Here is a 22,407-nt window from a genome sequence, read left to right on the forward strand (position 1 = left end):
CGCCCGCAAGGCGGGTTTTTTGCGCTCCACCGCAAACAAAAACATCACGGCAAAAAAAGCCCCGACGCAAACGCAACAGGGATTTGCTCCAGGCCCCGCCAAACAACACCCCCTCGATACAGGAACGTCCCGCTTTCTTCATGCCGCCGTCAAAAAGAGGGCAGGAAAATCCCCTGCCCAAAAAGGCATTACAGCAGCAGATCCGTCACCATGACCGGCGCGGCGCTGATCATGTCCACCGCAACCTCCACTGTGGACATGATGCTGTCCAGATTGACCTGTACCTGATAGCTCGACCCTGTCTGGACAATGCGCGCCTGGCCAATGCCGGTAAAAGCCCCGCTCACAAACGATAAAAGCTGATCACCCGCCTCGTCAGATGGGTCGATGCGGCGCAGGTCGAGCCTGTCGCCTTCGCTCGATGAAAAATCCAAAATCCGGTCGATCTGCGATCCGCCACTGTCCCCGGTCCGTACCAAAAAGCGATCCGCCCCCGCGCCGCCGCGTATTATATCCAGGCCGGCGCCCCCAATCAGGACATCTCTTCCCGCGCCGCCACTCAGGCTGTCATTGCCGCTGTCGCCATAGACATGGTCATTGCCCTTGCCACCGAACACAGTGTCGGCATTGCCGGTGCCTTCGGCCAGGACGGGATCGGACGCACTGTTGAACAGGAAGTCCGCAACGGTAAGATCGGCGACCAGCTTGTCCTGGACGATGATCGTTTCGGATCGTCCCGCCCAGGTGAAGGCGATATGCACATCATTGCCCGACTGGCGCATGAAAGGCGCGAGTTGAGCCATATCCGCGATATTGAGCGTCCGCAGGTCGATCCGGTCGCCAGCAGTGAAATCAACGATCAAGTCCGTACCGAAACCCCGGTCGGTATAGAGGAAACGGTCATTACCCTCGCCGCCGCGCATTATGTCGCTGCCTTCACCGCCAACCAGCAAGTCGTCCCCGGCGCCGGCGGACAGGCTGTCGTCGCCCGCATAGCCATAGAGCATATCCGGTCCGAGACTGCCGAACAGGCTATCGTCATTGCTGGTCCCGTCCACTCCACCGCCAATGATGTCGTTGTTGAAGAGGAAGTTGCCGGCGGTCAGGTTCGCCAACTGGACGCCCGCAATGGTGATCCGTTCGGCGCGTCCCGCCCATTCCAGGTTGATCTCCACATTGGACCCGGCCTGGCGCATGAATGGCGCAAGCTGGCTCAGTTCGCCGATGTTCAGACCGCGCAGGTCGATCCGGTCGCCGCTGGTGTAATCGGCGATCGTGTCGAGGCCGAAGCCGCGCGCCGCATAGACGAAGCGATCGTTCCCGGCGCCGCCGCGCAACATGTCATTCCCTTCGCCGCCAACCAGCACATCGCTGCCCGCGCCGCCGTTCAGCGCATCGCTGCCGCTCCCCCCGGTCAATTCATCATCGCCACTGCCGCCGAACAGCGTGTCATCGTTGCTCGTGCCGATGGCGCGCACCCTTTCCAGCGAGGTGTTGAACAGAAAGCCTGATGTGGTGATATCTGCCATCTGGCTGTCCGCGATGATGATGCGCTCGGTGCGACCACCCCAGATGAGGGTGATCTCTACATTGGCGCCTGCCTGCGCCATGAAGGGGGCGAGCTGCGAGATGTCCGCAACGTTCAGGCCGCGCAGGTCGATCCGGTCGCCGCTGGTGTAATCGGCGATGGTATCGATGCCGAATCCCCGCGTCGAAAAGATAAAGCGATCGCTGCCGGTCCCGCCTCGCAGCATGTCATTGCCTTCGCCGCCGATCAGCGCGTCGATCCCCGCTCCGCCGACCAGGCTGTCATCGCCGCCGGACCCGGACAGAATGTCATTGCCATTGCCGCCGAACAAGGTGTCGGCATTACTGGTCCCCAGGACCGACAAGGGATCGGTGTCGCTGTTGAGCAACAGGGTGGACGCCGTGATGTCGGCAATCTGTGTGTTTGACAGGATGATGCGCTCGGTCCGGCCTCCCCACAGGAAGTCGATCTGCACGTCGTTGCCTACCTGGCGCATGAATGGTGACAGTTGCGTGATGCTGCCGATATGGAATGCCCGCAAATCCAGCCGGTCGCCGGTGGCGAAATCGGCGATGGTATCAATGCCGAAGCCGCGATCATCGAACAGGAAGCGGTCGTTTCCGGCTCCGCCATGCAATATATCGTCGCCTGCGCCCCCCGTCAGGGCATCATTGCCGTCCAGACCAAAAATGATATCATTCCCGGCAAGGCCCAAAATGGTGTCGACGCCTGCCGTTCCATTTATGGTTTCGGAACTACTGGTGCCCTTGATGACTGCCATATCACCTGTCCTTTCTGTCGATAGCATTGACGCAGGATAACCGAATCACTTTATTATCGAAAATTCATCTTGCTTCACAAGAATAGATATTGTTGCACTTATAATGCTATGCATCTGGTGCGGACTATTCCGGTGGCGGCGCGGTTAACCTTTGGGCAAGCGGCGGAAATATGAGCGACAAATCCGACATGTGCCGTTCACCGGCACGATGTTGGTGATTGCGCTGGTCGCCGGCGTCCCCATATTCACCCCATGTCGATTCAGATCCGTACCACGCTCGATGAACCGGAAACCGGCGCAGGTTTCGTGCCGCATCGCCCGGCGCGCCCCGAAAAGAGCGAGGGTGGGCGTCCTTTCACGCTGGTCAGCGATTATGAACCATCGGGGGACCAGCGCACCGCGATCCCCGAACTGGTGGAGCAGGCGCTGGCCGGGGAGCGCGACCAGGTGCTGCTGGGCGTCACCGGATCGGGCAAGACCTTCACCATGGCCAAGGTGATCGAGGCGTTGCAGCGCCCTGCGCTGATCCTGGCCCCCAACAAGATTCTGGCGGCGCAGCTCTATGGCGAGTTCAAGAGCTTCTTCCCCGACAATGCGGTCGAATATTTCGTCAGCTATTACGACTATTACCAGCCCGAAGCCTATGTCGCGCGGTCGGACACCTATATCGAAAAGGAAAGCAGCGTAAACGAAAGCATCGATCGGATGCGCCATTCGGCCACCCGCGCGCTGCTGGAGCGGGACGATGTCATCATCGTGGCGTCCGTCTCATGCCTCTATGGCATCGGGTCGGTCGAAACCTATTCGGCCATGACCTTTGCGATGAAGAAGGGCGGGATAGAGGACCAGCGCGAGATCATCCGCAAGCTGGTCGCGCTCCAGTATAAGCGCAACGACGCGGGCTTTGCGCGCGGCAATTTCCGGGTGAAGGGCGACAATCTGGAAATTTTCCCGTCGCACTATGAAGATACCGCCTGGCGCGTGTCCTTCTTCGGCAACGAGATCGAGGAGATTGTCGAATTCGATCCGCTGTCGGGGCGCAAGGTCGCCAGCCTCGACTATGTGAAGGTCTTTCCCAACAGCCACCATGTCACCCCCGGCCCGACGCTGAAGCAGGCGATGGAGGCGATCCGTTTCGAGCTGGCCGAGCGGTTGAAGGAACTGGAGGCGGAGGGCAAGCTGCTGGAGGCGCAGCGGCTGGAGCAGCGCACCAATTTCGACCTGGAGATGATCGCGGCCACGGGATCATGCGCGGGGATCGAAAATTACAGCCGCTTCCTGACCGGCCGCCTGCCGGGCGAGCCGCCACCGACCCTGTTCGAATATCTGCCCGAAAATGCGCTGCTGTTCGTCGATGAAAGTCACCAGACCGTGCCGCAGATCGGCGCGATGGCGCGCGGCGACCACCGGCGCAAGATCACGCTGGCCGAGTATGGCTTTCGCCTGCCAAGCTGCATCGACAACCGGCCGCTGCGCTTCAACGAATGGGACGCGATGCGCCCGCAGACGGTCAGCGTGTCCGCGACGCCCGGCAAATGGGAAATGGAGCAGACTGGCGGCGTATTCTCCGAACAGGTGATCCGCCCCACCGGCCTCATTGACCCGCCGGTCGAGATCAAGCCGGTCGAGGACCAGGTCGATGACCTCATCAACGAATGTCGCAAGGTCGCGGCGCAGGGATACCGCACCCTTGTCACCACGCTGACCAAGCGGATGGCTGAGGATCTGACCGAATTCATGCATGAAGCGGGGATCAAGGTCCGCTACATGCACTCGGACGTGGAGACGCTCGAGCGGATCGAGCTGATCCGCGATTTGCGGCTGGGCGTCTATGACGTGCTGATCGGCATCAACCTGCTGCGGGAGGGGCTGGATATTCCCGAATGCGGCCTCGTCGCCATCCTCGACGCGGACAAGGAGGGTTTCCTGCGGTCCGAAACCTCGCTCATTCAGACCATCGGCCGCGCGGCGCGCAACGTCGATGGCCGGGTGATCCTCTATGCCGATCGGATCACCGGCTCGATGGAGCGGGCGCTCAACGAAACCGGGCGGCGGCGCAAGAAGCAGGAAGCCTATAATCTCGAACATGGCATCACGCCGACCACGATCAAGCGCAACATCGGCGACATCATCGCCCATGTCGCCAGCAAGGATCAGGTGACGGTGGACACCGGGCTGGATGATCGCCCGCACCTCGTCGGCCATAATCTGCGTGCCTATATCGAGGATCTGGAAAAGAAGATGCGCGCCGCCGCCGCCGACCTGGAGTTCGAGGAAGCCGGACGGATCAGGGACGAAATCCGCAAGCTGGAAGCGGAAGAACTGGGCCTGCCGGTCGATCAGCAGGTCGCCGCGCCGCGCGGGCGCGCGACGGAGGGCAAGCCGGGGACGCGGAAGCTGCGATATGGCAAGGTGCAGAAGAAATTCGGCGGCAAGCGGTAGAGGATGGCGCCACCGGCCTGTCCGGCGATCGTCATGATCGATGACCGCCCTTCATGCGATCATCCCCGTTTCCCGCCCATCGCGTGCCTGTCGCGTCAGTCCGACAGCCGCCCGATCGCCCAGGCGGCCGCTTCCGCCACCACAGGGTCCTCATCCGTCACCAGCGGCCTGAGCGGCCCCAGCAACCCCCTGTCGCCGCTGTTTCCCGCCGCGATCGCGGCGTTGCGGACCAGGCGGTTGCGGCCGATCCGCTTGATCGGGGAGCCGGAGAAAATCTCGCGGAACGCCGCGTCGTCCAGCGCCAGCAGGTCGCCGATTTCCGGCGCGGCCAGTTCGGCCCGGCCAAGGAACGCCCGGTTCGCCGCGGCCGCATCGGCGAACTTGTTCCACGGGCAGACCGCCAGGCAATCGTCGCAGCCATAGACGCGGTTGCCGATTCCGGCGCGCAGAGCCTCCGGGATCGGCCCCTTATGTTCGATGGTGAGGTAGGAAATGCAACGGCGGGCATCCACGACATAGGGGGCGGGGAAGGCGTCGGTGGGGCAGGCGGCCATGCAGGCGCTGCAACTGCCGCAATGGTCGCGCTCCGGCGCATCGGGTTCCAGCGCCAGTTCGGTGTAGATCGCCCCCAGGAACAGCCAACTGCCATGGTCGCGGCTGACGAGGTTGCTGTGCTTGCCCTGCCAGCCCAGCCCCGCGCCCTGCGCCAGCGGCTTTTCCATCACGGGCGCTGTATCCACGAATACTTTCAGCGCGCCGGGCTGTTGCTCCACCAGCCAGCGCGCGATCGCTTTCAGCGCCTTCTTGACGACATCATGATAATCCTTGCCCTGGGCATAAACCGAAAAGCGCGCCCGGTCCGGCACCTGCGCCAGCGCCAGCGGGTCGCGCCCCGGCGCATAGCTCATCCCCAGCATGATGACGCTGCGCACGTCGGGCCACAGGCCGCGCGGTGATCCGCGCTGCTCCGCGCGATCCGCCATCCACAGCATGTCGCCATGATGGCCCGCGTCCAGCCATTGGCGCAGCCGCGCGCCGGCCTGCGGCGCGGCGTCGGCGGGCGCGATGCGGCAGGCGGCAAAGCCCAGCCGCGCGGCCTCCGCCTTCAGCCGCTGTTCCAAGGTTTCGGTTTCCACAGGCACGGGTCCAGACTATCAGGGCGGAATGATCGGCGACACCCCGGCCCCAGCTTCCACCCCAGAGCCTCCCTATGCCGTCGAAGGCCATGGCCTTGTCAAGACATTCGGCAGCTTCCGCGCGGTCGACGGGATCGACATCGCGGTGCCCGCCGGCACAATCTACGGCATCCTTGGCCCCAATGGCGCGGGCAAGACGACCCTGCTGCGCACCCTGCTGGGCATTGTCGACCCGGACGAGGGGCACCGGCTGCTGCTGGGCGCGGCCCGGCCTTTGCGCATGGCGCGGGAGGTCGGCTATCTGCCAGAGGAGCGGGGGCTATATCCCTCGATGAAGGCGTTCGAAGCGATCGCCTTCATGGGCGCGCTGCGCGGCCTGCCGCTGCATGTCGGGCGCGAACGGGCAAAGGCGATGCTGGACGGGCATGGCATGGGCGCGGCGATCGACAAGCCGATCCGGCAATTGTCCAAGGGCATGGCCCAGACCGTTCAGCTATTTGGCACCATCGTCCACGAACCGCGCCTGATCGTGCTGGACGAGCCTTTTTCCGGCCTCGACGCGATCAACCAGGAAAAATTGGAGGCGTTGATCCGCGATCAGGCGCGGCGGGGCGTCACCATCCTCTTTTCCACCCATGTCATCGCGCATGCCGAGCGCCTGTGTGAACGGATCGCCATCGTCGCACAGGGGCGGATTCGGTTTGAGGGCACGCCGGGGGCCGCGCGCGACCGGCTGCGCGCGCGGGTCCGGCTGCGCACCCGCGCCGGGGACGGGGCGTGGCGCCAGGTGCTGCCCGCCGACACGGTGCAGGACGATGGCATATGGCATTTCGCTCTGCCTGACGCAGGGATCGAGCCGTTGCTGCGCGCCCTGATCGACGGGCAGGCGGGGATCGAGAGCCTGTCGATCGAACGGCCCGGCCTGCACGACGCCTTTGTCGCCATCGCCGGTGCGGCCGCGGCGAAAGCGATGCAGGAACAGGGCGAGGAGGCGGAAGAGGCATGATGCAATTGTGGCGCGCCGCCTTCGTCATCGCCCGGCGGGATTTTACCGCCGTGGTGCTGTCGCGCACCTTCATCCTCTTCCTGCTGGGGCCGCTGCTGCCGATCCTGATCGGCTTTGCCTTTGGCGGGCTGGGCGACAGGATTTCCAGCACGGATCTGCGCCCGGTCGTGGGCATCGCGATGGCGCCGCAGGACCGGGCTGCGATCGATCGCGCGCATGGCCGGCTGACCCGGCGCATGGGCGACCAGAGCCTGCCGCGCATCCGGGCCGTGCCCATGACGCCCGCCCCGCGCGTGCAGCTTGCGCGCCCTGAGTCCGAAGTGGTGGCGATCCTGAGCGGATCGCCCGCCCGTCCGGTGCTGACCGGCAAGCCGCAGGACCTGGACAAGTTGCAGGGCGACCTCAGCCTGCTGTCCACCGCCGCGCTGGCCGAACGCAGCTTGCAGTTCGTGCCTGTCGAGCGGCAGGAAGTGACCACCAGCCTGGGCGCGCAGGCGCAGGGACGGCTGATCATCGGCCGCATCGCGCAGGTGGTGATGTTTTTCCTGACGATCCTGCTGGCGGGCATGATCCTGTCCAATCTGGTCGAAGAAAAAACCAACAAGATCATAGAGATACTGGCCGCCGCCGTGTCGATCGATGCGATTTTCCTGGGCAAGCTGATGGCGATGCTGGCGATGAGCTTCGTCGGCATCGCCTTCTGGGGCGGCACCGCCTTCGCCATCTTCGCGGCGCTGGGCGGCGATGCGACCGGCCTGCCGGTGCCGGCGGTGGGCTGGCCGATCTTCCTGGCGCTGGCGGTGCTCTATTTCGCGATGGCCTATACGCTGCTCGGCTCGCTGTTCCTGGGGATCGGCGCGCAGGCGGCGACGGTGCGCGAAGTGCAGACGCTCAACATGCCGATCACCATGGGGCAGATGCTGATCTTCTTCTTCGCCAGCTATGCGGTCGACCATATGGGCTCCCCGGCGGAGGTCGCGGCCTGCATCTTCCCGTTCAGTTCGCCCTTCGCGATGATCGCGCGGGCGGCGCAGGACGCGACGCTGTGGCCGCATCTGGTGGCGCTGGTCTGGCAGGGGGCGTTCGTGGCGCTCATCATCCGGGTCGGCGTGCTGCTGTTCCGCCGCCATGTGATGCAGTCGGGCGGGCGCTGGTGGAAAAATCTGTTCAGGCCGGCGACAGGCTGACACCGTTAGGGGAGACAGGCATGAACCGACGGCATTTCCTGGGTGGCGTCGCGACCGGCATCGGCGCGCTCGCCTTGTGGCAATTGCTTCCCGCAGAGGCGGAGGCGGCCTATCCCTACACGCTGAGCGATGCCGAATGGCGCAAGCGGCTGTCGCCCTGGGCCTATAAGGTGCTGCGCCGGCAGGCGACCGAATATCCCGGCAGCAGCCCGCTCAACAAGGAACATCGCGCCGGCATCTTTGCCTGTGCCGGCTGCGGCCAGAAACTGTTCAGTTCGAAAAGCAAGTTCGACAGCGGCACCGGCTGGCCCAGCTTCTGGGTGCCGCTGCCCCGCGCGGTGGGCGAAAGCCGCGATACCGGCTTGGGCTATGTCCGCACCGAAATCCATTGCGCGCGCTGCGGCGGGCATCTGGGCCATGTGTTCGATGACGGGCCAAAGCCTACGGGCAAGCGCTATTGCATGAACGGCGTGGCGCTCAGCTTCACTCCGGCCTGATGCGGTAGAGGGGCCTGATGCGGTAGAGGCGCAGCGGCCCGGCAACGGGCAGCGGCTCCAGCCAGGCGGGCGTCCTGCCCCTGGCCAGCAATGCCGCCAGCCCGTGGCGGTTGGCCTCGCCATAAAGGCGCAGTTCGTTAAGGCCGTCGCAACTGACCAGATAGCGCGCGCGGGTCCGCCCGATCGCCCTGCGGGCCTGATCGGGCGCGGCGACGAAGCCTTCGATCACGGCGGTGATGCCCGCCGCATTGCGATGATGCGCGGTGCCGATCACGCTATGGCGCGTCTGTACCAATATGTCCGGCCCCAGGTCGAGCGGCGCGAACAGGGTGGTCGGCGGCAACCCCTGCAACGGCGCCAGCACGGCGGCGGCGCGGCAATTGGCGCTGGCCGTCCTGCGCGGTTCCGGCTTGGCGGCGACCGCCACCCAGAGCGCGCACAGGCCCGCCGGGGTCAGCAGCACCAGCGCGACCGATCCCGCCACCCGGACCAGCGCCTGTGCCCGCGCCTGTGCCCGGCGGAACAGCGCGGACAGCAGCCAGGCGATGCCCGGCAGCGCAAGGACATGGGCGACGGACAAGGCCCGCATCACCAGCATCGCCACCCCGGTCGCCCCGCCCAGCAGCAACGCCAGCGCCAGCCAGCGCATCCGCGCCTCGCCCCGGCTCCGGCGTGCCGCCATCAGGCTGGCGCCAAGGCCCAGCAGCGACGGCAGCACGATCACGCCCTGAATCGACAGGCTCTGTTCCCAGATCGGCCGGCCTTCCATCACCTGCAAATACCAGAGCCGATAGGCAAGCGGGCCGAGCGCGGCGAAGGGGTCGCCCGACAGGCACGGCCCGCCGGTGACAAGGAAGGTCATGATCGCCGCGCCGCCACCGATCGCGGCTATCGCCAGACGCCGCCCCGCCGTCTGCACGCCGATCAGCCGTGCCGCCCCTGCCGTGGCGATCGCCAGCGCCACCAGCGGCCAGACATAGACATGGGACAGGGCATCGCAATAGCGCGCCGCAACCGCGCCCGGCCCGCGCAGCAGCGCCAGCAGGGGTAGGGCCGCGCCACCCAATGTGGCGGCAAAGGCGATGAAGCGCGGGGCCTGGTCCGCCGCGATCCAGTGGCGCAGCGCGAACAGCGCGCCAAACAGCGCCACATAGGGCAGGGACTCGCTCGAAATCTGCAACCACAGCGCCAGCGCCAGTCCCGCAACCATCCCGCCGCGCAGCGGCCGCCCGTCCATCGCCCCAGCCAATGCAAGGGTGGCCAGCATGATCTGCCAGCCATGATGGTCGATCCGCAGCGGCGTGAACTGCGCCAATATGCTGGGGCTGGTCAGCAGCAGCGCGACGCTCAGCAGCGCGATGCCCGGCCCCGCCACGCGCCGCGCCGCCACCAGCAGGGCAGCGGCCAGTCCGCCCAGCAGCAAGAGGGGGGCAAGGATACAGGCGGCCAGCTCCGCGCCGCCTGCGCCCAGCAACGGCCGCAACAGCAAGATCAGCGCGGCGATCGGCATGTCGACGATGCGGGACCAGTGCATCGGCCCGCCAATCGGCGGGTTCACCCGATGCTGACTGATATCGTGGAAAGGCTGGCCACCGATCCAGTCGCGCAATTGCGCCAGCCGCATCGCATCATCGGGATCGCGAAAGCCCAGGGCCGCATAATCGGCACGGAACAGCCAGACCATGACCGCACAGCAGGCCAGCCAGATCGCCAGCGCCCACAGCCTGGACAGGTCGCGGTCAGGCGGACGCAAAGACGCCATATTTTCGGATCGCATAGACGGACAGGAAACTGACGGGCACCGACAGCAGCTTGGCGATCGCCGGGGCCAGCCCCAACGCGCTCAATGCGCTCACCATCACCATGGTGACACCCATGCCCAGCAGCGCGCTGACGACGAAGCCGACACGCTGCACCGGACTGGGACCACCGGCCATGGAAAAGACGAAGCGGACGCTGATGATCCAGTGGATGGCCAGCCCCACGGCATAGCCGCCGACCGCCGCGACGGCCGGGGTCGCGCCGCCATGGTCCAGCGCCAGAAAAGCGATGAAATCGCATGATAGCGCCGCGATGCTCGCCAGCAGGTAGCGGGCGAACATCAGCCGCGCGAACAGCGCGACGATCCGCTCTGTCATGGCGCTCAGGCGGCCTTCAGCCGCGACGGCACGGCCCGCACGCTGCCCAGCGCCGCCTGCGCATCGGCCTGCGGTCCATCCCTCTGGCCTTCGTCGCCCGCCTCATGATATTCGGCGTCCTCATTGACCTGCCACACGTCATGGATGCGCGCGCCCGCAACGATATTGCGCACGGTCAGCATCGCCGTCATCATCGCATGGTCCTGGTTGTTGTAGCGGTGCATCCCGTTGCGGCCGACCATGTGCAGCGTGGGATAGCGCGCCTCCAGTTCGGTGCGCATCGCCAGCACATTGGCGGCATAGGCGTCGTCATAGACCGGATAGGCCTTTTCCTGCCGCACCACCGCGCCGCCCACGACATCGTCGGCGCGGCACAGGCCCAGCGTCGCCATTTCCTGCGTCGCCAGCGCGATCAGATCGGCATCGCCCGATGCCCACAGGCCATCGCCCTCGAAACAGAAATATTCCAGGCCGACACAGGCCAGCGACGGGTCCGGCACCATTTCGGGCGACCAGCTACGGAAATTCTGGATGCGGCCGACCTGCACCTTGCTGTCGTGGATGTAGATCCAGTTGTCGGGGAAAATATCCTGTCCCTTCACCATCAGGGCAACGGTCAGAAAATCGCGATATTTCAGGTCCATCGCGGCCGGCAGCGTCGCGGGCAGCGGATGGATGCGGCCGGCCAGTTCACGCATCGGCGCGGACGAAATCACATGGGCGGCGTTGATCACGACATCGCCCTGCGGTCCATCGGCCACCAGCCGCCAGCGGCCTGACGCCTGATCTTCCTCCAGCCGCTTGAAACTGTGCGCCATCAGCACCTGGTTGCCGCCCTCGACCACCTTGTCGCGCGCGGCCTCCCACATCATGCCGGGGCCAAGCCGGGGATAGCGGAACGTCTCCAGCAATGTCTTGGTCGCCATGCCGTCATTGGGTTTCTTGTTCAGGCCCAGCGAGCGTTTCAGCCCGTCGGTGACAGCGCCCCAGAGCGACAGGCCCTTGATCCGCTGCGCCGCCCAGTCCGCCGACATTTCATCGCACGGCATCCCCCACACTTTTTCGGTGTAGGTCTTGAAGAAGATGGAGAAGAGCTTGTGGCCAAAGGCGTTGACGGTCCAGTCCTGGAAGGAGCGGACATTGCGGTTGGGCAGCAGCTTCGCCTTGGCAAAGCTCGCCATGCACAGGGTCGATCGCCAGATGCCAAGGTTCCACAGCGCCTCGAACGCGCGCAGCGGATAGCTGTAGAATTTGCCCTCATAATAGATGCGGCTCATCCGGGGACGCTGGATGAAGTCGTCGGGCAGGATTTCATTCCACAGGTCGACCACCTGTTGCGACTTGGAAAAGAAGCGGTGACCGCCAATGTCGAATCGGAAGCCGTCCAGTTCCACGGTCCGGCTGATGCCCCCGACATAGACCGGGTCCTTTTCGATCACCGTGACGCTAAAGCCCTGTTTCGTCAGCAGATAGGCTGCGGTCAGTCCCGCTGGCCCCGCGCCGATGATGGCGACGTCCACATGCTGGTCGGTACGCGGCATGACAGGCAATTCCCCCGAAAGATCGTTCGTCGTTTCGGGAGTGAAGGAAATCCTCTAAGGACTGGTTAATGGTCGGTAAGCATGGCCCCGGCTCGCTTCTGGAAGCTGCCTCGTGGATGGCTATGGCGTGCCTTGCAAACCCCGGCCGGTGTGGCGGGCAAAGGACATGGTCCCCTTATGGAAAGGGCCGCTCCACCTGGGTGAAGCGGCCCCCTGCAGTTCCCCTTCGTGCGGGGAAGGCGCGATGGTTCAGCGCATGATCGCCGGTGTCAGCTCTGGCGCTGGGCCATCATGGTCAGGTCGCTGCGCGCGCTATCGATCGCGGCGCCATAGCAGGTGCGATAATCCTCGCTCACCGGCATGATCGACCCGCTGACATAGCCGCACACCTGCTTGGACGCGCGGATCAGGCGGGAATCGGCACGGCGCATTCCGCTGTTGCTGGCGAGGTTGAGGTCGGCCACCGATACCGCGACCGAACGGGTCTGCGCGCCCGTGGTGCCATCGACGATCACATCCATGTCGTTGCTGCCGGCGCTCGCCACGCCGGGCAGCGCAAGGGCCATCGTGGCGGCCAGCGCCACCAGCCTTTTCTTGGTCATCCTGTATCTCCTGTCGAACATCTTCTTATCGTTCGCCCCACGTCTGACGTGGAAGTAGGGTCGCTGTCTAAATAGGCTCACCAGACAGGGTTGAAAAGAGGCCAGTTGATAAAAAGTGGCGGTTTTCCGCGATTTTGCGGGTGCGAAGAGATCGCCTTCGCACCCGCACCACCATCAATGCCGGAAATGGCGCATCCCTGTAAAGACCATCGCCAGGCCCGCCTCGTCGGCCGCCGCGATGACTTCATCGTCGCGGATCGAACCGCCCGGCTGGATCACCGCGCTCGCGCCCGCCTCCACTGCCGCCAGCAGGCCGTCGGCAAAGGGGAAGAAGGCGTCGGAGGCGACCGCGGACCCGACCGTGCGGGGCGTCGCCCAGCCCGCCTTTTCGGCGGCGTCCTTCGCCTTCCACGCGGCGATGCGCGCGGATTCCAGGCGGTTCATCTGCCCTGCGCCCACGCCCGCGGTGCTGCCGTCCCTGGCATAGACGATGGCGTTCGACTTCACATGCTTGGCCACGGTCCAGGCGAACAGGCAATCCTTCAGTTCCTGCTGCGTCGGCGCGCGCTTGGTGACGACCTTGAGCGCGTCCTGGCTCACCTGGCCATTGTCGCGACCCTGGACCAGCAGGCCGCCCGCGATGCTCTTGATCTGGAGGCCGGGACGCGCCGGATCGGGCAGGTCGCCGGTCAGCAGCAGGCGGAGATTCTTCTTCTTCGCGAAGATCGCCTTCGCCGCCTCGTCCGCGTCGGGCGCGGCGACGACTTCGGTGAAGATGGTGCTGATCGCTTCGGCGGTGGGGCCGTCGAGCGGGCGGTTGACCGCGATGATGCCGCCAAAGGCCGATACGCTGTCGCAGGCGAGCGCGGCTTCATAGGCTTCGATCAGCGTCGCGCCGGTCGCCACGCCGCAAGGGTTGGCGTGCTTGACGATGACAACCGTGGGCGGCCCGTCGCGAAATTCGCTGACCAGCTCCAGCGCGGCGTCGGCGTCGTTATAATTATTGTAGGACAGTTCTTTGCCCTGGATCTGGCGGGCCTGCGCGATGCCGTTGGCGGACGGGCCGGTGGGCAGGTAGAGCGCGGCCGACTGGTGCGGATTTTCGCCGTAGCGCAGCGTGGTGCCAAGCGTGCTGGCGACCGCCAGCGTGTCGGGGAACATCACGCCCTGATCGGCGAAGGCGAACCAGCTTGCGATCATCGAATCATAGGCGGCGGTGGCGGCATAGGCTTTGGCGGCCAGCATCCGCCGGAAATCATAGCTGGTCGCGCCGCCCTTCTCCGCCATTTCGGCGATCAGCCGGGCATAGTCGGCCGGGTCGGTGACGATCGCCACGCTCTCATGATTCTTCGCGGCGGAACGGACCATGGACGGGCCGCCAATGTCGATATTCTCGATGATCTCGTCCCGGTCCGCGCCCTTGGCCACCGTCGCGGCAAAGGGGTAGAGGTTGACGACCACCAGGTCGATCGCGCCGATGGCATGTTCGTCCATCGACGCGACATGCTCCGGGTTGCCCCGCACCGCCAGCAGGCCGCCATGGACCTTGGGATGCAGCGTCTTGACCCGCCCGTCCATCATTTCAGGGAAGCCGGTGAGGTCGGAAATATCCATGACGGCAAGGCCCGCCTCGCGCAGCGCCTTCGCCGTGCCGCCGGTCGACACCAGTTCCACGCCATGCTGGCCCAGCGCCTTGCCCAGTTCGATGAGGCCCGCCTTGTCGGACACGGACAAGAGGGCGCGCTTGATGGTCACGTCGGTCATGGGAAGGGCTTTCTAAAGGTGGGACGGCGTTGCGCGGTCCCTTAGTCCTGGACGACACAAAAATACAGCCCCGACCATCATCGGCCAGAGCATCGCCGCGCCCAGCGCGATTCCGCTCGTCAGGGCCAGCGACGCCGCGGCCAGCGGCGTCAGCGTCGCCAGCGCGATCCAGCCGCGCAGGCGCGGGCCGGCTATCGGCCACAGCCACACCGCCGGCAGCCCCGCAATCACCAGGTCATAATCGCTGACATAGAGCGATCCCGCCAGTACCCCCGTCGCCAGCACCGCCTTGGCCCGGTCGCCTGACCCCTCGCGCCGCCAGAGAGAGGCGACCATCAGCGCGACCGCGCCGCTCGCCACCGCCTGCGCCGCATAGGCAAGGGCGAGGGGCGCGCCCAGATGCCGCACCGCCACGAACACCGACAGCATCCGGTGCCAGGTGCCCGATCCATCCTCCAGGATCACCTGCTTGAGCATCGCGGCCTGCCGGGCATAGGCCATCCATGGCTCGATGCCATAGAGCGGCAGGGTGGCGGCCACCAGCAGCACGGCCGTCAATGCAAAGGCGGCGGTGGCGCGATAATGCCGCCCCGCGAGCAGCGCGAGCGGGATCAGCCAGCCGAGCTGCGGCTTCACCACGAACAGGGACAGGATCGCGCCCGCAACCACCGGCCGCCGGTCGATCAGGATCAGCCCCCAGCCCAGGATCGCCGCCGTCCAGCAGCCATTTTGTCCCCCCATGGCGTTGATGAACACCGCCGGCAGGCTGAGCGCGATCAGCAGCCCCCGGCCGGGCGCGATCCGTCGCATGGCGGTGGCGAAGGCGACCCAGCCCGCCCCCTGCCACACCGCCCAGGCGATAGGGTAGGGCAGCAGCGCGATCGGCGCGCTGACCAGCCACATGACCGGCGGATAGCTGTAATGATACAGGTCGATCGGCGCGCCCACGACGCCGGTTTCGAACGCATGAAAGCGCGCCAGATCATAGATGGCGTCGGCATGTCCGGTCAGCGCCAGCCGCGCCCCTGACCAGAAATTGAGGAAATCCTCGCCAAAGGGATGGCCCAGGCCGTCGGTCATCCCCACGCGCCATTGCCGGGCGAGGTAGAGGATCAGTAGCACGCCGGCGACCATGCACCACAGGCGCGCCAGCCGTGTCAATCGATCGGGGCGCATCATCCGCATCGCTCCCCGCGCCATCAATGGCCCGGCATCGTCCCGGCCCGCAGGCTGGGCAGCAGATGCGCGACATAGTCGCCCTTGCCAAGCGGCACGCCTGTGCTGCGCAACAGGGCGTAGGCGGTCATTATGTGAAAGTAGAATTGCGGCAGCGTCCAGTCGCGGGCATAGCCTTGCGCGGTCAGGTCGAAGATCATGCCGTTGGGCAGGTCATGGGCGATCGGCGCATCTGTGTCCATGTCGAGCGCATCGGCGGCCAGCCCGTCCAGCATCGCCAGCGTGTCCGCGATACGGCCTTGCGCGGCGGCCATCGTGCCGGGCCGCTCGCCTGCCGCGCGCCCTTCGTCCAGCATCGCCTGCACGATCGGGGGAAAGTCCCGGCCCCGCAGCCGGTATGCGCCCTCCCATGCCTGGACGCAGGCGAAGCGGATCTGCGTCGCGAGCGGGAACATGTCGGGCGCCAGCCGGGCGGACAAAAGGGCGTCTGCGTCAGGCGCCTGTCGCTGGGCCTGCGCCTTGTCGAGCCAGGCGGACAGGCTGCCCAGCATCTGGCGATAGGTGGGGACGAGGAGCGATGTGAGGGCCATGGCGACTTCTCCTGGTGGGCATGGGGCGTGCGGGGGCTGGGCGGCCATGTCGCGCTCATCCCATCCGCTTGAAGATCCAGCCGATGCTTGCCCCGCCGGGCAACGCCTCGCTCGTCACCACCAATTGCCTGGTGGGATGGGGATGGCCGTCGCCATCGACCCACAGGCTGTCCTCGACGCTCAGCACGCCGGTGCCGGTACGGAACTGCCACAGCGCGCCCAGGTCGATGCGCAGCAGGGCGCCCTGATTGTCGGCGGTCAGAGTCGGCTCGACGCCCGGTGCCAGATGGAAGCGCAACTGGACCGGCTGCTTGCCGGGCTTGCGCCGTCGCTGCGCCGGCGTCAGCATGTCCTCGCCGCGAATTTCCTTGCCGTCGCCGTTCACCAGCAGCAGGCGGCGATGCACATAGCCCATGCGCCGGACATAGCCGTCATGGGACAGGTCCAGCCGGCTGCCATTGTCGCTTTCCTGCCGGTTCAGCTCCACCTCGGTCACGCCCTTGCCCAGCGTGCCGTCGGGCAGCAGGGCGGTCGAATTGCTGTCGTTCAGCGTCAGCGTGCTGTGCGCCGCCGTGGTGCGCAGCCCCTGCGCCAGGTCGTGGGGAATCCACGCCCCGGCCAGCGCCGCGCCGCCGCAATTGACGATCAGGCGCAGCGGCCCGTCGCTGATCTCGATCGCGCCGGTGGAGGCGCAGCCCGCTTCGGCCAGCCGCGCGACCGGCGGCGGGGCGGCGTCGATCTGGACGATGCTGTTGCCCGCCACGATCCGCTGATAGCCCCAGTCGCGCGCCTGGCGCAGCGGCCGGGCGCGCACGCGGCTGGCGGCGACCACGGCCTGGACATTCTGTGGCGCGATCGCCCCCGCGCCCTGCCAGTTGCCAAGCCCGCCATCGCCATGGGTCAGGCCCAGCAGCGCGGGCACCGCGCGATTGAGCCCGTCGGTCAGGCAGGGGGGCACGCCCTCGCGCCGCACATCATAGACGGCGCGCAGCATCGACAGCAGCATGACCGCTTCGACCTGCGCCAGCGGTGATCGCGACACGATGCCGCCATCGGCATGGAAACTGCCGTCGATCGCGCGCGTCAGGCCCGCTTCGCCGAACAGCCGGCGCGCGTCCCCGCCGGGGATCAGCAGGGCGGCGACCAATATGCCGCACCAGGCGACAAGGCGGGGCAGGCCCATCGGCGCCTTGTCGGCGATGCGGTCGAGATGGCGCGCGGTCCGCGCGATGCAGTTCAGGACCAGCGAACGATAGACCAGGTCGCTGGACGACAGGATCAGCGGCGCATGGGCGGTCCAGAACAACAGCCGCCAGCCGGCATTGTCCGCGCGCCAGGCCGGTTCGCTCGGCGTTTCATGATGCGCCGCCAGCCATTTGCGCATCACCTCCTCGGCGATCGGCGCGCCCTGCTCGCGGGATGCGGCGCTGGCCAGGTCGCGCAGCCAGCGGAAGCTGTGCAGATAGTCGGCAAAGGCCGGGTCGGCGTCCAGCCGGGCGAAATCCAGCGTGTCGATCGCCAGCTTCCTGCCACGGAACAGGAAATAGCCCGCCCGGATCGCCGCCCCCGCGCGGCTGTCGCCCGGCATCTCGTCATCGGGCACCGCCAGCAGCTTCAGCGGATATTTGCCCTTCAGCCGGCGGCCGTGGATCGGCGTTTTCCAACTGAGCAGATAGAAATGATTGGCGATTTTCTGCGCCAGCGACAGGCCCTTGTCATCCGCGACGCGGATGAGCCGCTTGCCCTGCTCGATGCCGTCGTCGCCCGCTTCGGGCGGAACGTCCGGGCCTTTGCGGGCGGACATGCGCCGCGCTTCGCTCACCCGCCGCGCAGCTTCCGGATATTGTCGGCATAGGCCGGCGCGCCGCCGCGGAAGGTGGCGGTGCCGGCGACCAGCACGTCGGCGCCCGCCGCGATCGCTTTTGGCGCGGTGGTGAAATCGATGCCGCCATCGACCTGCAAATGGATGGCGCGGCCCGACTTGTCGATCATCCGCCGACACGCTTCGATCTTGCGCAACTGGTTCTCGATGAAGCTCTGCCCGCCGAAACCGGGGTTGACGCTCATCACCAGGATCAGGTCGACATCATCGATCAGGTAATCGAGCATCTTTGCCGGCGTGCCGGGGTTCAGCACCACGCCCGCCTTCACGCCCAGCGACTTGATGTGCTGGACGGTACGGTGGATGTGCGGGCCGGCTTCGGGATGGACGGTGATGATGTCCGATCCGGCGGCGACGAACGCCTCCAGATACTGGTCCACCGGGGATATCATCAGATGCACGTCGAACGTCTTTTGCGTGTGCGGGCGCAACGCCTTCACCACATTCGGGCCGATCGTGATGTTCGGCACGAAATGGCCGTCCATGACATCGATATGCACCCAGTCGCAGCCGGCCTGGTCGATGGCGCGCACCTCCTCGCCCAGGCGGGCGAAGTCGGCGGAGAGGATGGAGGGCGAGATGAGGATCGGACGGGTCATTGACCGTTCGCCTTAATCGTCGCTTGGGCCAAGGGCAACGGACATTTGGGGGACGAGTCGCGATTGTTCGCGCAGTCTTTGCGTTACAATCCGGCTGACGCGGCCTTCGCGGCATCGGGCCGGTGCGGCAACCTGGTCAAAGCATCACGAAAATGGTCGGGTCCAGCCGCTGGGATGCGGGCGTGCCCTGGGGCAGCAACTGCTTGACGCCATGCAGCCCGATCACGTCCCCGTCCGGGCCGACGATCGGCGCGGCGATCAGCCGCATCGCGCAATGCCCGGCGCCATCGGCCTGGTTGATATCGACATCCAGGGTAAAGCCGCGCTTGTGGCGGATGGCATAGGCGCGCAGCCGCTCCATCGGCTCACGCGAATCCGGCATGTAGAGCGACACGGCGAGCGGGCGGTTCACCTCCAGGTCGCGCTCCAGCCCGAATATGTCATACACGCCGGCGGTCCAGTTCAGGCGGTCATCCCGCAAGTCGCAATGCCACAGGCCCAGCCCCCGTTCGGCCAGCGCAATGTCGCTGCGGGCGATGTCGGAATCCAGCAGCACCGGCGCGAGATGGGTGCGCAGGTCGTAAAGGGGCCAACTATGGTTCAGCGGCAATGGCTCGGTCGGACGCATGGCGTACCTCTCAGACGGACAATACCGCCTAAGCCATTATGGTTAAGGCTTAGTTTGTCGCCTTGGCAAGACGTGCAATAAAAAATCCGTCCGCCCCGCCCCGGTCTGTCAATGTGTCGGGCAAGGTGCGCAGCCACCCCTGCGGCGCGGGGGCCATGCCTTCGGGCAATTCCGCCGCCTGCGCCGGCATGATCGCGAAGGCGGGATGGTCGGCCAGGAAGCGTGCGACCTGTTCCTCGCCCTCGGCCCGTTCCAGCGAACAGGTGGCGTAGATGATGCGCCCGCCCGGCTTCAGCCAGCCTGCGGCGCGGGCCAGCAATGCGCCTTGCAGTTCGGCCATCTCGCTGATCTGGCGCGGGCCGATGCGGTGCAGCACGTCGGGATGGCGGCGATAGATGCCGGTCGCGGTGCACGGCGCGTCGAGCAGGATCGCGTCGACCGGCGCATCGGGCTGCCACTGGCGCAGGTCGGCCGCGACAACATCGGCGGACAGGGCGGTGCGGGCCAGATTCTCGGTCAGCCGCTCCAGCCGTTTCTTCGACTGGTCGATCGCCGTGACGCGCCATCCTGCCGCGGCCAGTTGCATCGTCTTGCCGCCCGGCGCGGCGCACAGGTCCAGCACATGGCCGCCTTCGCCCGGCCCCAGCAGGCGTGCAGCGCAGGACGCGGCGATATCCTGCACCCACCACGCGCCGTCGGCAAAGCCGGGCAGGTCGGGAATGACGGCAGTGTCCGGCAAGCGGACATGGCCGGGCGCGAAGGATGCGCCATGCAATGCAGTTGTCCACTTCGCTGTATCACCGGCATCGCGCAGGCTGATGTCGATGGGCGGGCGCACGGCATAGGCGGCGGCCGCCGCCTGCGGCATGGCCTCGCCCCATTGGGCCGCCCAGCGGTCCACGATCGGCGCGGGCAGGGTCGGCGGGACGGGCAGGGCCGGCGCGCCGCGCGTCACCGTGCCGAACACGCCATGGACCAGCTTGCGCGGGCCGCCGTCGACCAGCGGCAGGGCGGTGGCGATCGCCGCATGGGGCGGGGTGTCGAGCACCAGCGCCTGGACGAGCGCGATGCGCAGCACCATCCGCGCCTTGGCGTCGTCGGGCAGCTTCTGCTGGGTCGCGCCGTCGATCAGCGCATCGAGGTCGGGCAGGTGGCGCAGCACCTCGGCGGCGATGGCATGGACCAGCGCGCGGTCGGCCGGCGCCAGCCCCTGCGCCGCGCCATGCAGCGCCAGCTCCAGCGGATCGCCCCGGCGCAACACCGCATCGAGCAGCCGCAACGCGGCGCGGCGGGCGGGAAAGCCGGGGACATCATCGGGGCGGATTGCGGGACGGCGGGACATGAGCGGCCCCTACGCGCTTTCGCCTTCAAAGAAAATGGGAGACGCCAAGGCCCAGCGCCAGGAACAGGGCGATCCAGCCGACGACGCCGACCCACAGCGCCAGCCAGTCGGACCGGCAGGGGCGGGCGGATACGCCCCTGGGCACGGTGCGCAGCGAGGAAGGGATGCGTTTGCCGCCCAGCGTCGCGACCGCGACCAGGCGGCGGCCCACGCCATGGAAGAAGCGGGCGGTGTGGCGGGAAAAGACATGATCGACGGTCAGGTCCACGACCAGCCCGCCGGCATGGCGCAGCACCAGGCCGGCGGCATCGACCACGACTTCGCCAATATCGTCGACCATCAGCGCCCGTGCGGATCGAGCGCGCTGCGGCGGCGCGGCGGCGCGGGGATCGGCGACAGGGCGGACGCACGCGGCGGCGCGGGGATCGCGCCCATTTTCGCCGCGATTTCCTGCAAGGCGGCGATGCGCTTTTCGGTGGCGGGGTGGGTGGAAAAGAGTTCGCTCACATGGGTCGGCACGATATAGAGCTGCGCGGCGGCCGGATTGCGCTCGGCCACCGGGTTCGGGATCGCCTCGGCCCGGCCGGCGATCTTGGCAAGGGCGGAGGCGAGCGCGTGGGGATTGCCGCTGATTTCCGCGCCGGCACGGTCGGCGCCATATTCGCGGGTGCGGCTGATCGCCATCTGCACGATCATCGCGGCGAAGGGCGCGACGATCACCGCCATCAGGCTGGCGATCATGGAGCCATGCCCGTCCCGCTCGCCACCGCGAAAGAACAGGCCGAAATTGGCCAGCATCGAAATCGCGCCCGCAATCGTCGCCACCATCGTCATGATCAGCGTGTCGCGATTTTTCACATGGCCCAGTTCATGCGCCATCACGCCCGCCACCTCGTCGCGGCTCAGCACCGCCAGCAGGCCGGTCGTGGCGGCGACGGCCGCATTGTCCGGGTTGCGGCCGGTGGCAAAGGCGTTGGGCGCGTCCTGGTCGATGATATAGACGCGCGGCATCGGCAGCCCGGCGCGCTGGGCCAGGTCGCGGACCAGATTGTAGAAGTCCGGCGCACTTTGGGCGTCGACTTCCCGCGCGTCGTGCATCCGCAGCACGATCTTGTCGGCGTTCCAGAAGGTGAACAGGTTCATGCCCGCCGCCACCAGCAGCGCGATGATCGCGCCGCCGCTGCCGCCCAGCGTATAGCCCAGCGCCATGAACAGCGCGGTCAGCGCCGCCAGCAACATGGTCGTTTTCATACCGCTCACTTGCACTTGCCTCCTTTGCGGCCCAGATAGCGGACGCATCATGAATATGGGGTTGCGTCCCGCGCTCCGCAATCGAAAGGCCGCTGTCCATGGGAACCTTCAACGGCAAGCGCCCCGCGCATGTGAAGCCGCCCGCCCATCTGTCCAAAAGCCCGCCGGTGCCGGTTCCCGATCCGGTCGACGCGCCCGCGCGCCATCAGGAAGCGCTCAGCCCGGTCCGCTATGGCGACTGGGAACGCAAGGGAATCGCGATCGATTTCTGAGGATCAGGGCGTCGGGGTTCATCCGGGGCGGCACGATTCGCCGTC

At 66.4% G+C, this 22,407-nt stretch carries 21 protein-coding genes; 6 read left to right on the top strand and 15 right to left on the bottom strand.

The window, feature by feature from the left end:
* Window positions 1–214, top strand: a 214-nt coding sequence (locus tag Q4610_RS12520; RefSeq protein WP_304536299.1) for a hypothetical protein, incomplete at its 5' end; no start/stop codon positions are given.
* Here the strand turns inward: Q4610_RS12520 and Q4610_RS12525 are convergent.
* The gene (locus tag Q4610_RS12525; protein ID WP_304536300.1) at window positions 189–2,309 is read right to left on the bottom strand and encodes a calcium-binding protein; all 2,121 of its coding nucleotides are present in this window, start codon (window positions 2,307–2,309) and stop codon (window positions 189–191) included. The genes Q4610_RS12520 and Q4610_RS12525 overlap by 26 nt on opposite strands.
* A gap of 252 nt (window positions 2,310–2,561) precedes the next feature.
* On the opposite strand from Q4610_RS12525, the gene uvrB reads away from it, so the two are divergent.
* Window positions 2,562–4,751, top strand: coding sequence for an excinuclease ABC subunit UvrB (gene uvrB / locus Q4610_RS12530; RefSeq protein WP_304536301.1), 2,190 nt, complete (start codon window positions 2,562–2,564; stop codon window positions 4,749–4,751).
* A 95-nt stretch (window positions 4,752–4,846) separates the two neighbouring features.
* Here uvrB and queG read toward each other — a convergent pair whose 3' ends face one another.
* Complete coding sequence (queG, locus tag Q4610_RS12535; RefSeq protein ID WP_304536506.1) at window positions 4,847–5,872, bottom strand: tRNA epoxyqueuosine(34) reductase QueG; 1,026 nt, start codon at window positions 5,870–5,872, stop codon at window positions 4,847–4,849.
* A gap of 43 nt (window positions 5,873–5,915) precedes the next feature.
* Here queG and Q4610_RS12540 point away from each other — a divergent pair, with 43 nt between their 5' ends.
* The 3 genes from Q4610_RS12540 to msrB are packed head-to-tail and all read left to right on the top strand — an operon-like array spanning window position 5,916 to window position 8,577.
* Window positions 5,916–6,893 carry an ABC transporter ATP-binding protein gene (locus Q4610_RS12540; RefSeq protein ID WP_304536302.1) on the top strand — a complete coding sequence of 326 codons (978 nt, stop codon included), beginning with the start codon at window positions 5,916–5,918 and terminating at the stop codon, window positions 6,891–6,893.
* Entirely contained in the window at window positions 6,890–8,080 is a 1,191-nt protein-coding gene (locus Q4610_RS12545; protein ID WP_304536303.1) for an ABC transporter permease, read from the top strand. The genes Q4610_RS12540 and Q4610_RS12545 overlap by 4 nt, the downstream gene beginning before the upstream one ends.
* 20 nt (window positions 8,081–8,100) lie before the next feature.
* A complete protein-coding gene (gene msrB, locus Q4610_RS12550; RefSeq protein WP_304536304.1) occupies window positions 8,101–8,577 on the top strand; it encodes a peptide-methionine (R)-S-oxide reductase MsrB in 477 nt (158 codons plus the stop codon).
* Here the strand turns inward: msrB and Q4610_RS12555 are convergent.
* The 13 genes from Q4610_RS12555 to htpX all read right to left on the bottom strand — a co-directional run bounded on the left by Q4610_RS12555 (window position 8,564) and on the right by htpX (window position 22,099).
* Window positions 8,564–10,339 (bottom strand): hypothetical protein, encoded by a 1,776-nt coding sequence (locus Q4610_RS12555; protein WP_304536305.1) that lies wholly within the window; start codon window positions 10,337–10,339, stop codon window positions 8,564–8,566. The two genes, msrB and Q4610_RS12555, sit on opposite strands and share 14 nt — an antisense overlap.
* Window positions 10,317–10,715, bottom strand: a complete 399-nt coding sequence (locus Q4610_RS12560; protein WP_304536306.1) for a GtrA family protein — start codon at window positions 10,713–10,715, stop codon at window positions 10,317–10,319. The genes Q4610_RS12555 and Q4610_RS12560 overlap by 23 nt, the downstream gene beginning before the upstream one ends.
* A 5-nt stretch (window positions 10,716–10,720) precedes the next feature.
* Window positions 10,721–12,256, bottom strand: coding sequence for an NAD(P)/FAD-dependent oxidoreductase (locus Q4610_RS12565; protein WP_304536307.1), 1,536 nt, complete (start codon window positions 12,254–12,256; stop codon window positions 10,721–10,723).
* A 269-nt stretch (window positions 12,257–12,525) separates the two neighbouring features.
* Complete coding sequence (locus tag Q4610_RS12570; RefSeq protein WP_304536308.1) at window positions 12,526–12,858, bottom strand: UrcA family protein; 333 nt, start codon at window positions 12,856–12,858, stop codon at window positions 12,526–12,528.
* Window positions 12,859–13,032: 174 nt separating this feature from the next.
* Window positions 13,033–14,622, bottom strand: coding sequence for a bifunctional phosphoribosylaminoimidazolecarboxamide formyltransferase/IMP cyclohydrolase (gene purH / locus Q4610_RS12575; protein ID WP_304536309.1), 1,590 nt, complete (start codon window positions 14,620–14,622; stop codon window positions 13,033–13,035).
* A 12-nt stretch (window positions 14,623–14,634) separates the two neighbouring features.
* Complete coding sequence (locus tag Q4610_RS12580) at window positions 14,635–15,801, bottom strand: glycosyltransferase family 87 protein (protein WP_304536310.1); 1,167 nt, start codon at window positions 15,799–15,801, stop codon at window positions 14,635–14,637.
* Between the two features lie 20 nt (window positions 15,802–15,821).
* Window positions 15,822–16,388, bottom strand: a complete 567-nt coding sequence (locus Q4610_RS12585; protein ID WP_304536311.1) for a DUF1993 domain-containing protein — start codon at window positions 16,386–16,388, stop codon at window positions 15,822–15,824.
* A gap of 55 nt (window positions 16,389–16,443) precedes the next feature.
* Window positions 16,444–18,192 (bottom strand): heparinase II/III family protein, encoded by a 1,749-nt coding sequence (locus Q4610_RS12590; protein WP_304536312.1) that lies wholly within the window; start codon window positions 18,190–18,192, stop codon window positions 16,444–16,446.
* 14 nt (window positions 18,193–18,206) lie between these two features.
* Window positions 18,207–18,869, bottom strand: coding sequence for a ribulose-phosphate 3-epimerase (gene rpe, locus Q4610_RS12595; RefSeq protein ID WP_304536313.1), 663 nt, complete (start codon window positions 18,867–18,869; stop codon window positions 18,207–18,209).
* 136 nt (window positions 18,870–19,005) lie between these two features.
* A complete protein-coding gene (locus Q4610_RS12600) occupies window positions 19,006–19,497 on the bottom strand; it encodes a diguanylate cyclase (protein WP_304536314.1) in 492 nt (163 codons plus the stop codon).
* 49 nt (window positions 19,498–19,546) lie between these two features.
* Window positions 19,547–20,839, bottom strand: a complete 1,293-nt coding sequence (locus tag Q4610_RS12605) for an RsmB/NOP family class I SAM-dependent RNA methyltransferase (protein ID WP_304536315.1) — start codon at window positions 20,837–20,839, stop codon at window positions 19,547–19,549.
* 25 nt (window positions 20,840–20,864) lie between these two features.
* Window positions 20,865–21,179 carry a hypothetical protein gene (locus tag Q4610_RS12610; protein WP_304536316.1) on the bottom strand — a complete coding sequence of 105 codons (315 nt, stop codon included), beginning with the start codon at window positions 21,177–21,179 and terminating at the stop codon, window positions 20,865–20,867.
* On the bottom strand, window positions 21,179–22,099 hold the full coding sequence (gene htpX / locus Q4610_RS12615; RefSeq protein WP_304536317.1) for a zinc metalloprotease HtpX: 921 nt from the start codon (window positions 22,097–22,099) through the stop codon (window positions 21,179–21,181). Before htpX ends, Q4610_RS12610 begins: the two co-directional genes overlap by 1 nt.
* Window positions 22,100–22,188: 89 nt before the next feature.
* Between htpX and Q4610_RS12620 the strand changes: the two genes are divergently transcribed.
* Window positions 22,189–22,362, top strand: a complete 174-nt coding sequence (locus Q4610_RS12620; RefSeq protein ID WP_304536318.1) for a DUF1674 domain-containing protein — start codon at window positions 22,189–22,191, stop codon at window positions 22,360–22,362.
* Window positions 22,363–22,407 lie beyond the last annotated feature (45 nt).

Source organism: Sphingobium cyanobacteriorum, assembly GCF_030580935.1.
Lineage (GTDB): Bacteria > Pseudomonadota > Alphaproteobacteria > Sphingomonadales > Sphingomonadaceae > Sphingobium > Sphingobium cyanobacteriorum.

What these genes read in the sequence shown, in the direction of transcription:
- Q4610_RS12525 (WP_304536300.1), bottom strand. Translation starts at nt 2,309, where the DNA reads ATGGCAGTCATCAAGGGCACCAGTAGTTCCGAAACCATAAATGGAACG.
- uvrB (WP_304536301.1), top strand. Translation starts at nt 2,562, where the DNA reads ATGTCGATTCAGATCCGTACCACGCTCGATGAACCGGAAACCGGCGCA.
- Q4610_RS12540 (WP_304536302.1), top strand. Translation starts at nt 5,916, where the DNA reads ATGATCGGCGACACCCCGGCCCCAGCTTCCACCCCAGAGCCTCCCTAT.
- Q4610_RS12545 (WP_304536303.1), top strand. Translation starts at nt 6,890, where the DNA reads ATGATGCAATTGTGGCGCGCCGCCTTCGTCATCGCCCGGCGGGATTTT.
- msrB (WP_304536304.1), top strand. Translation starts at nt 8,101, where the DNA reads ATGAACCGACGGCATTTCCTGGGTGGCGTCGCGACCGGCATCGGCGCG.
- Q4610_RS12555 (WP_304536305.1), bottom strand. Translation starts at nt 10,339, where the DNA reads ATGGCGTCTTTGCGTCCGCCTGACCGCGACCTGTCCAGGCTGTGGGCG.
- Q4610_RS12560 (WP_304536306.1), bottom strand. Translation starts at nt 10,715, where the DNA reads ATGACAGAGCGGATCGTCGCGCTGTTCGCGCGGCTGATGTTCGCCCGC.
- Q4610_RS12565 (WP_304536307.1), bottom strand. Translation starts at nt 12,256, where the DNA reads ATGCCGCGTACCGACCAGCATGTGGACGTCGCCATCATCGGCGCGGGG.
- Q4610_RS12570 (WP_304536308.1), bottom strand. Translation starts at nt 12,858, where the DNA reads ATGACCAAGAAAAGGCTGGTGGCGCTGGCCGCCACGATGGCCCTTGCG.
- purH (WP_304536309.1), bottom strand. Translation starts at nt 14,622, where the DNA reads ATGACCGACGTGACCATCAAGCGCGCCCTCTTGTCCGTGTCCGACAAG.
- Q4610_RS12580 (WP_304536310.1), bottom strand. Translation starts at nt 15,801, where the DNA reads ATGATGCGCCCCGATCGATTGACACGGCTGGCGCGCCTGTGGTGCATG.
- Q4610_RS12585 (WP_304536311.1), bottom strand. Translation starts at nt 16,388, where the DNA reads ATGGCCCTCACATCGCTCCTCGTCCCCACCTATCGCCAGATGCTGGGC.
- Q4610_RS12590 (WP_304536312.1), bottom strand. Translation starts at nt 18,192, where the DNA reads ATGTCCGCCCGCAAAGGCCCGGACGTTCCGCCCGAAGCGGGCGACGAC.
- rpe (WP_304536313.1), bottom strand. Translation starts at nt 18,869, where the DNA reads ATGACCCGTCCGATCCTCATCTCGCCCTCCATCCTCTCCGCCGACTTC.
- Q4610_RS12600 (WP_304536314.1), bottom strand. Translation starts at nt 19,497, where the DNA reads ATGCGTCCGACCGAGCCATTGCCGCTGAACCATAGTTGGCCCCTTTAC.
- Q4610_RS12605 (WP_304536315.1), bottom strand. Translation starts at nt 20,839, where the DNA reads ATGTCCCGCCGTCCCGCAATCCGCCCCGATGATGTCCCCGGCTTTCCC.
- Q4610_RS12610 (WP_304536316.1), bottom strand. Translation starts at nt 21,179, where the DNA reads ATGGTCGACGATATTGGCGAAGTCGTGGTCGATGCCGCCGGCCTGGTG.
- Q4610_RS12620 (WP_304536318.1), top strand. Translation starts at nt 22,189, where the DNA reads ATGGGAACCTTCAACGGCAAGCGCCCCGCGCATGTGAAGCCGCCCGCC.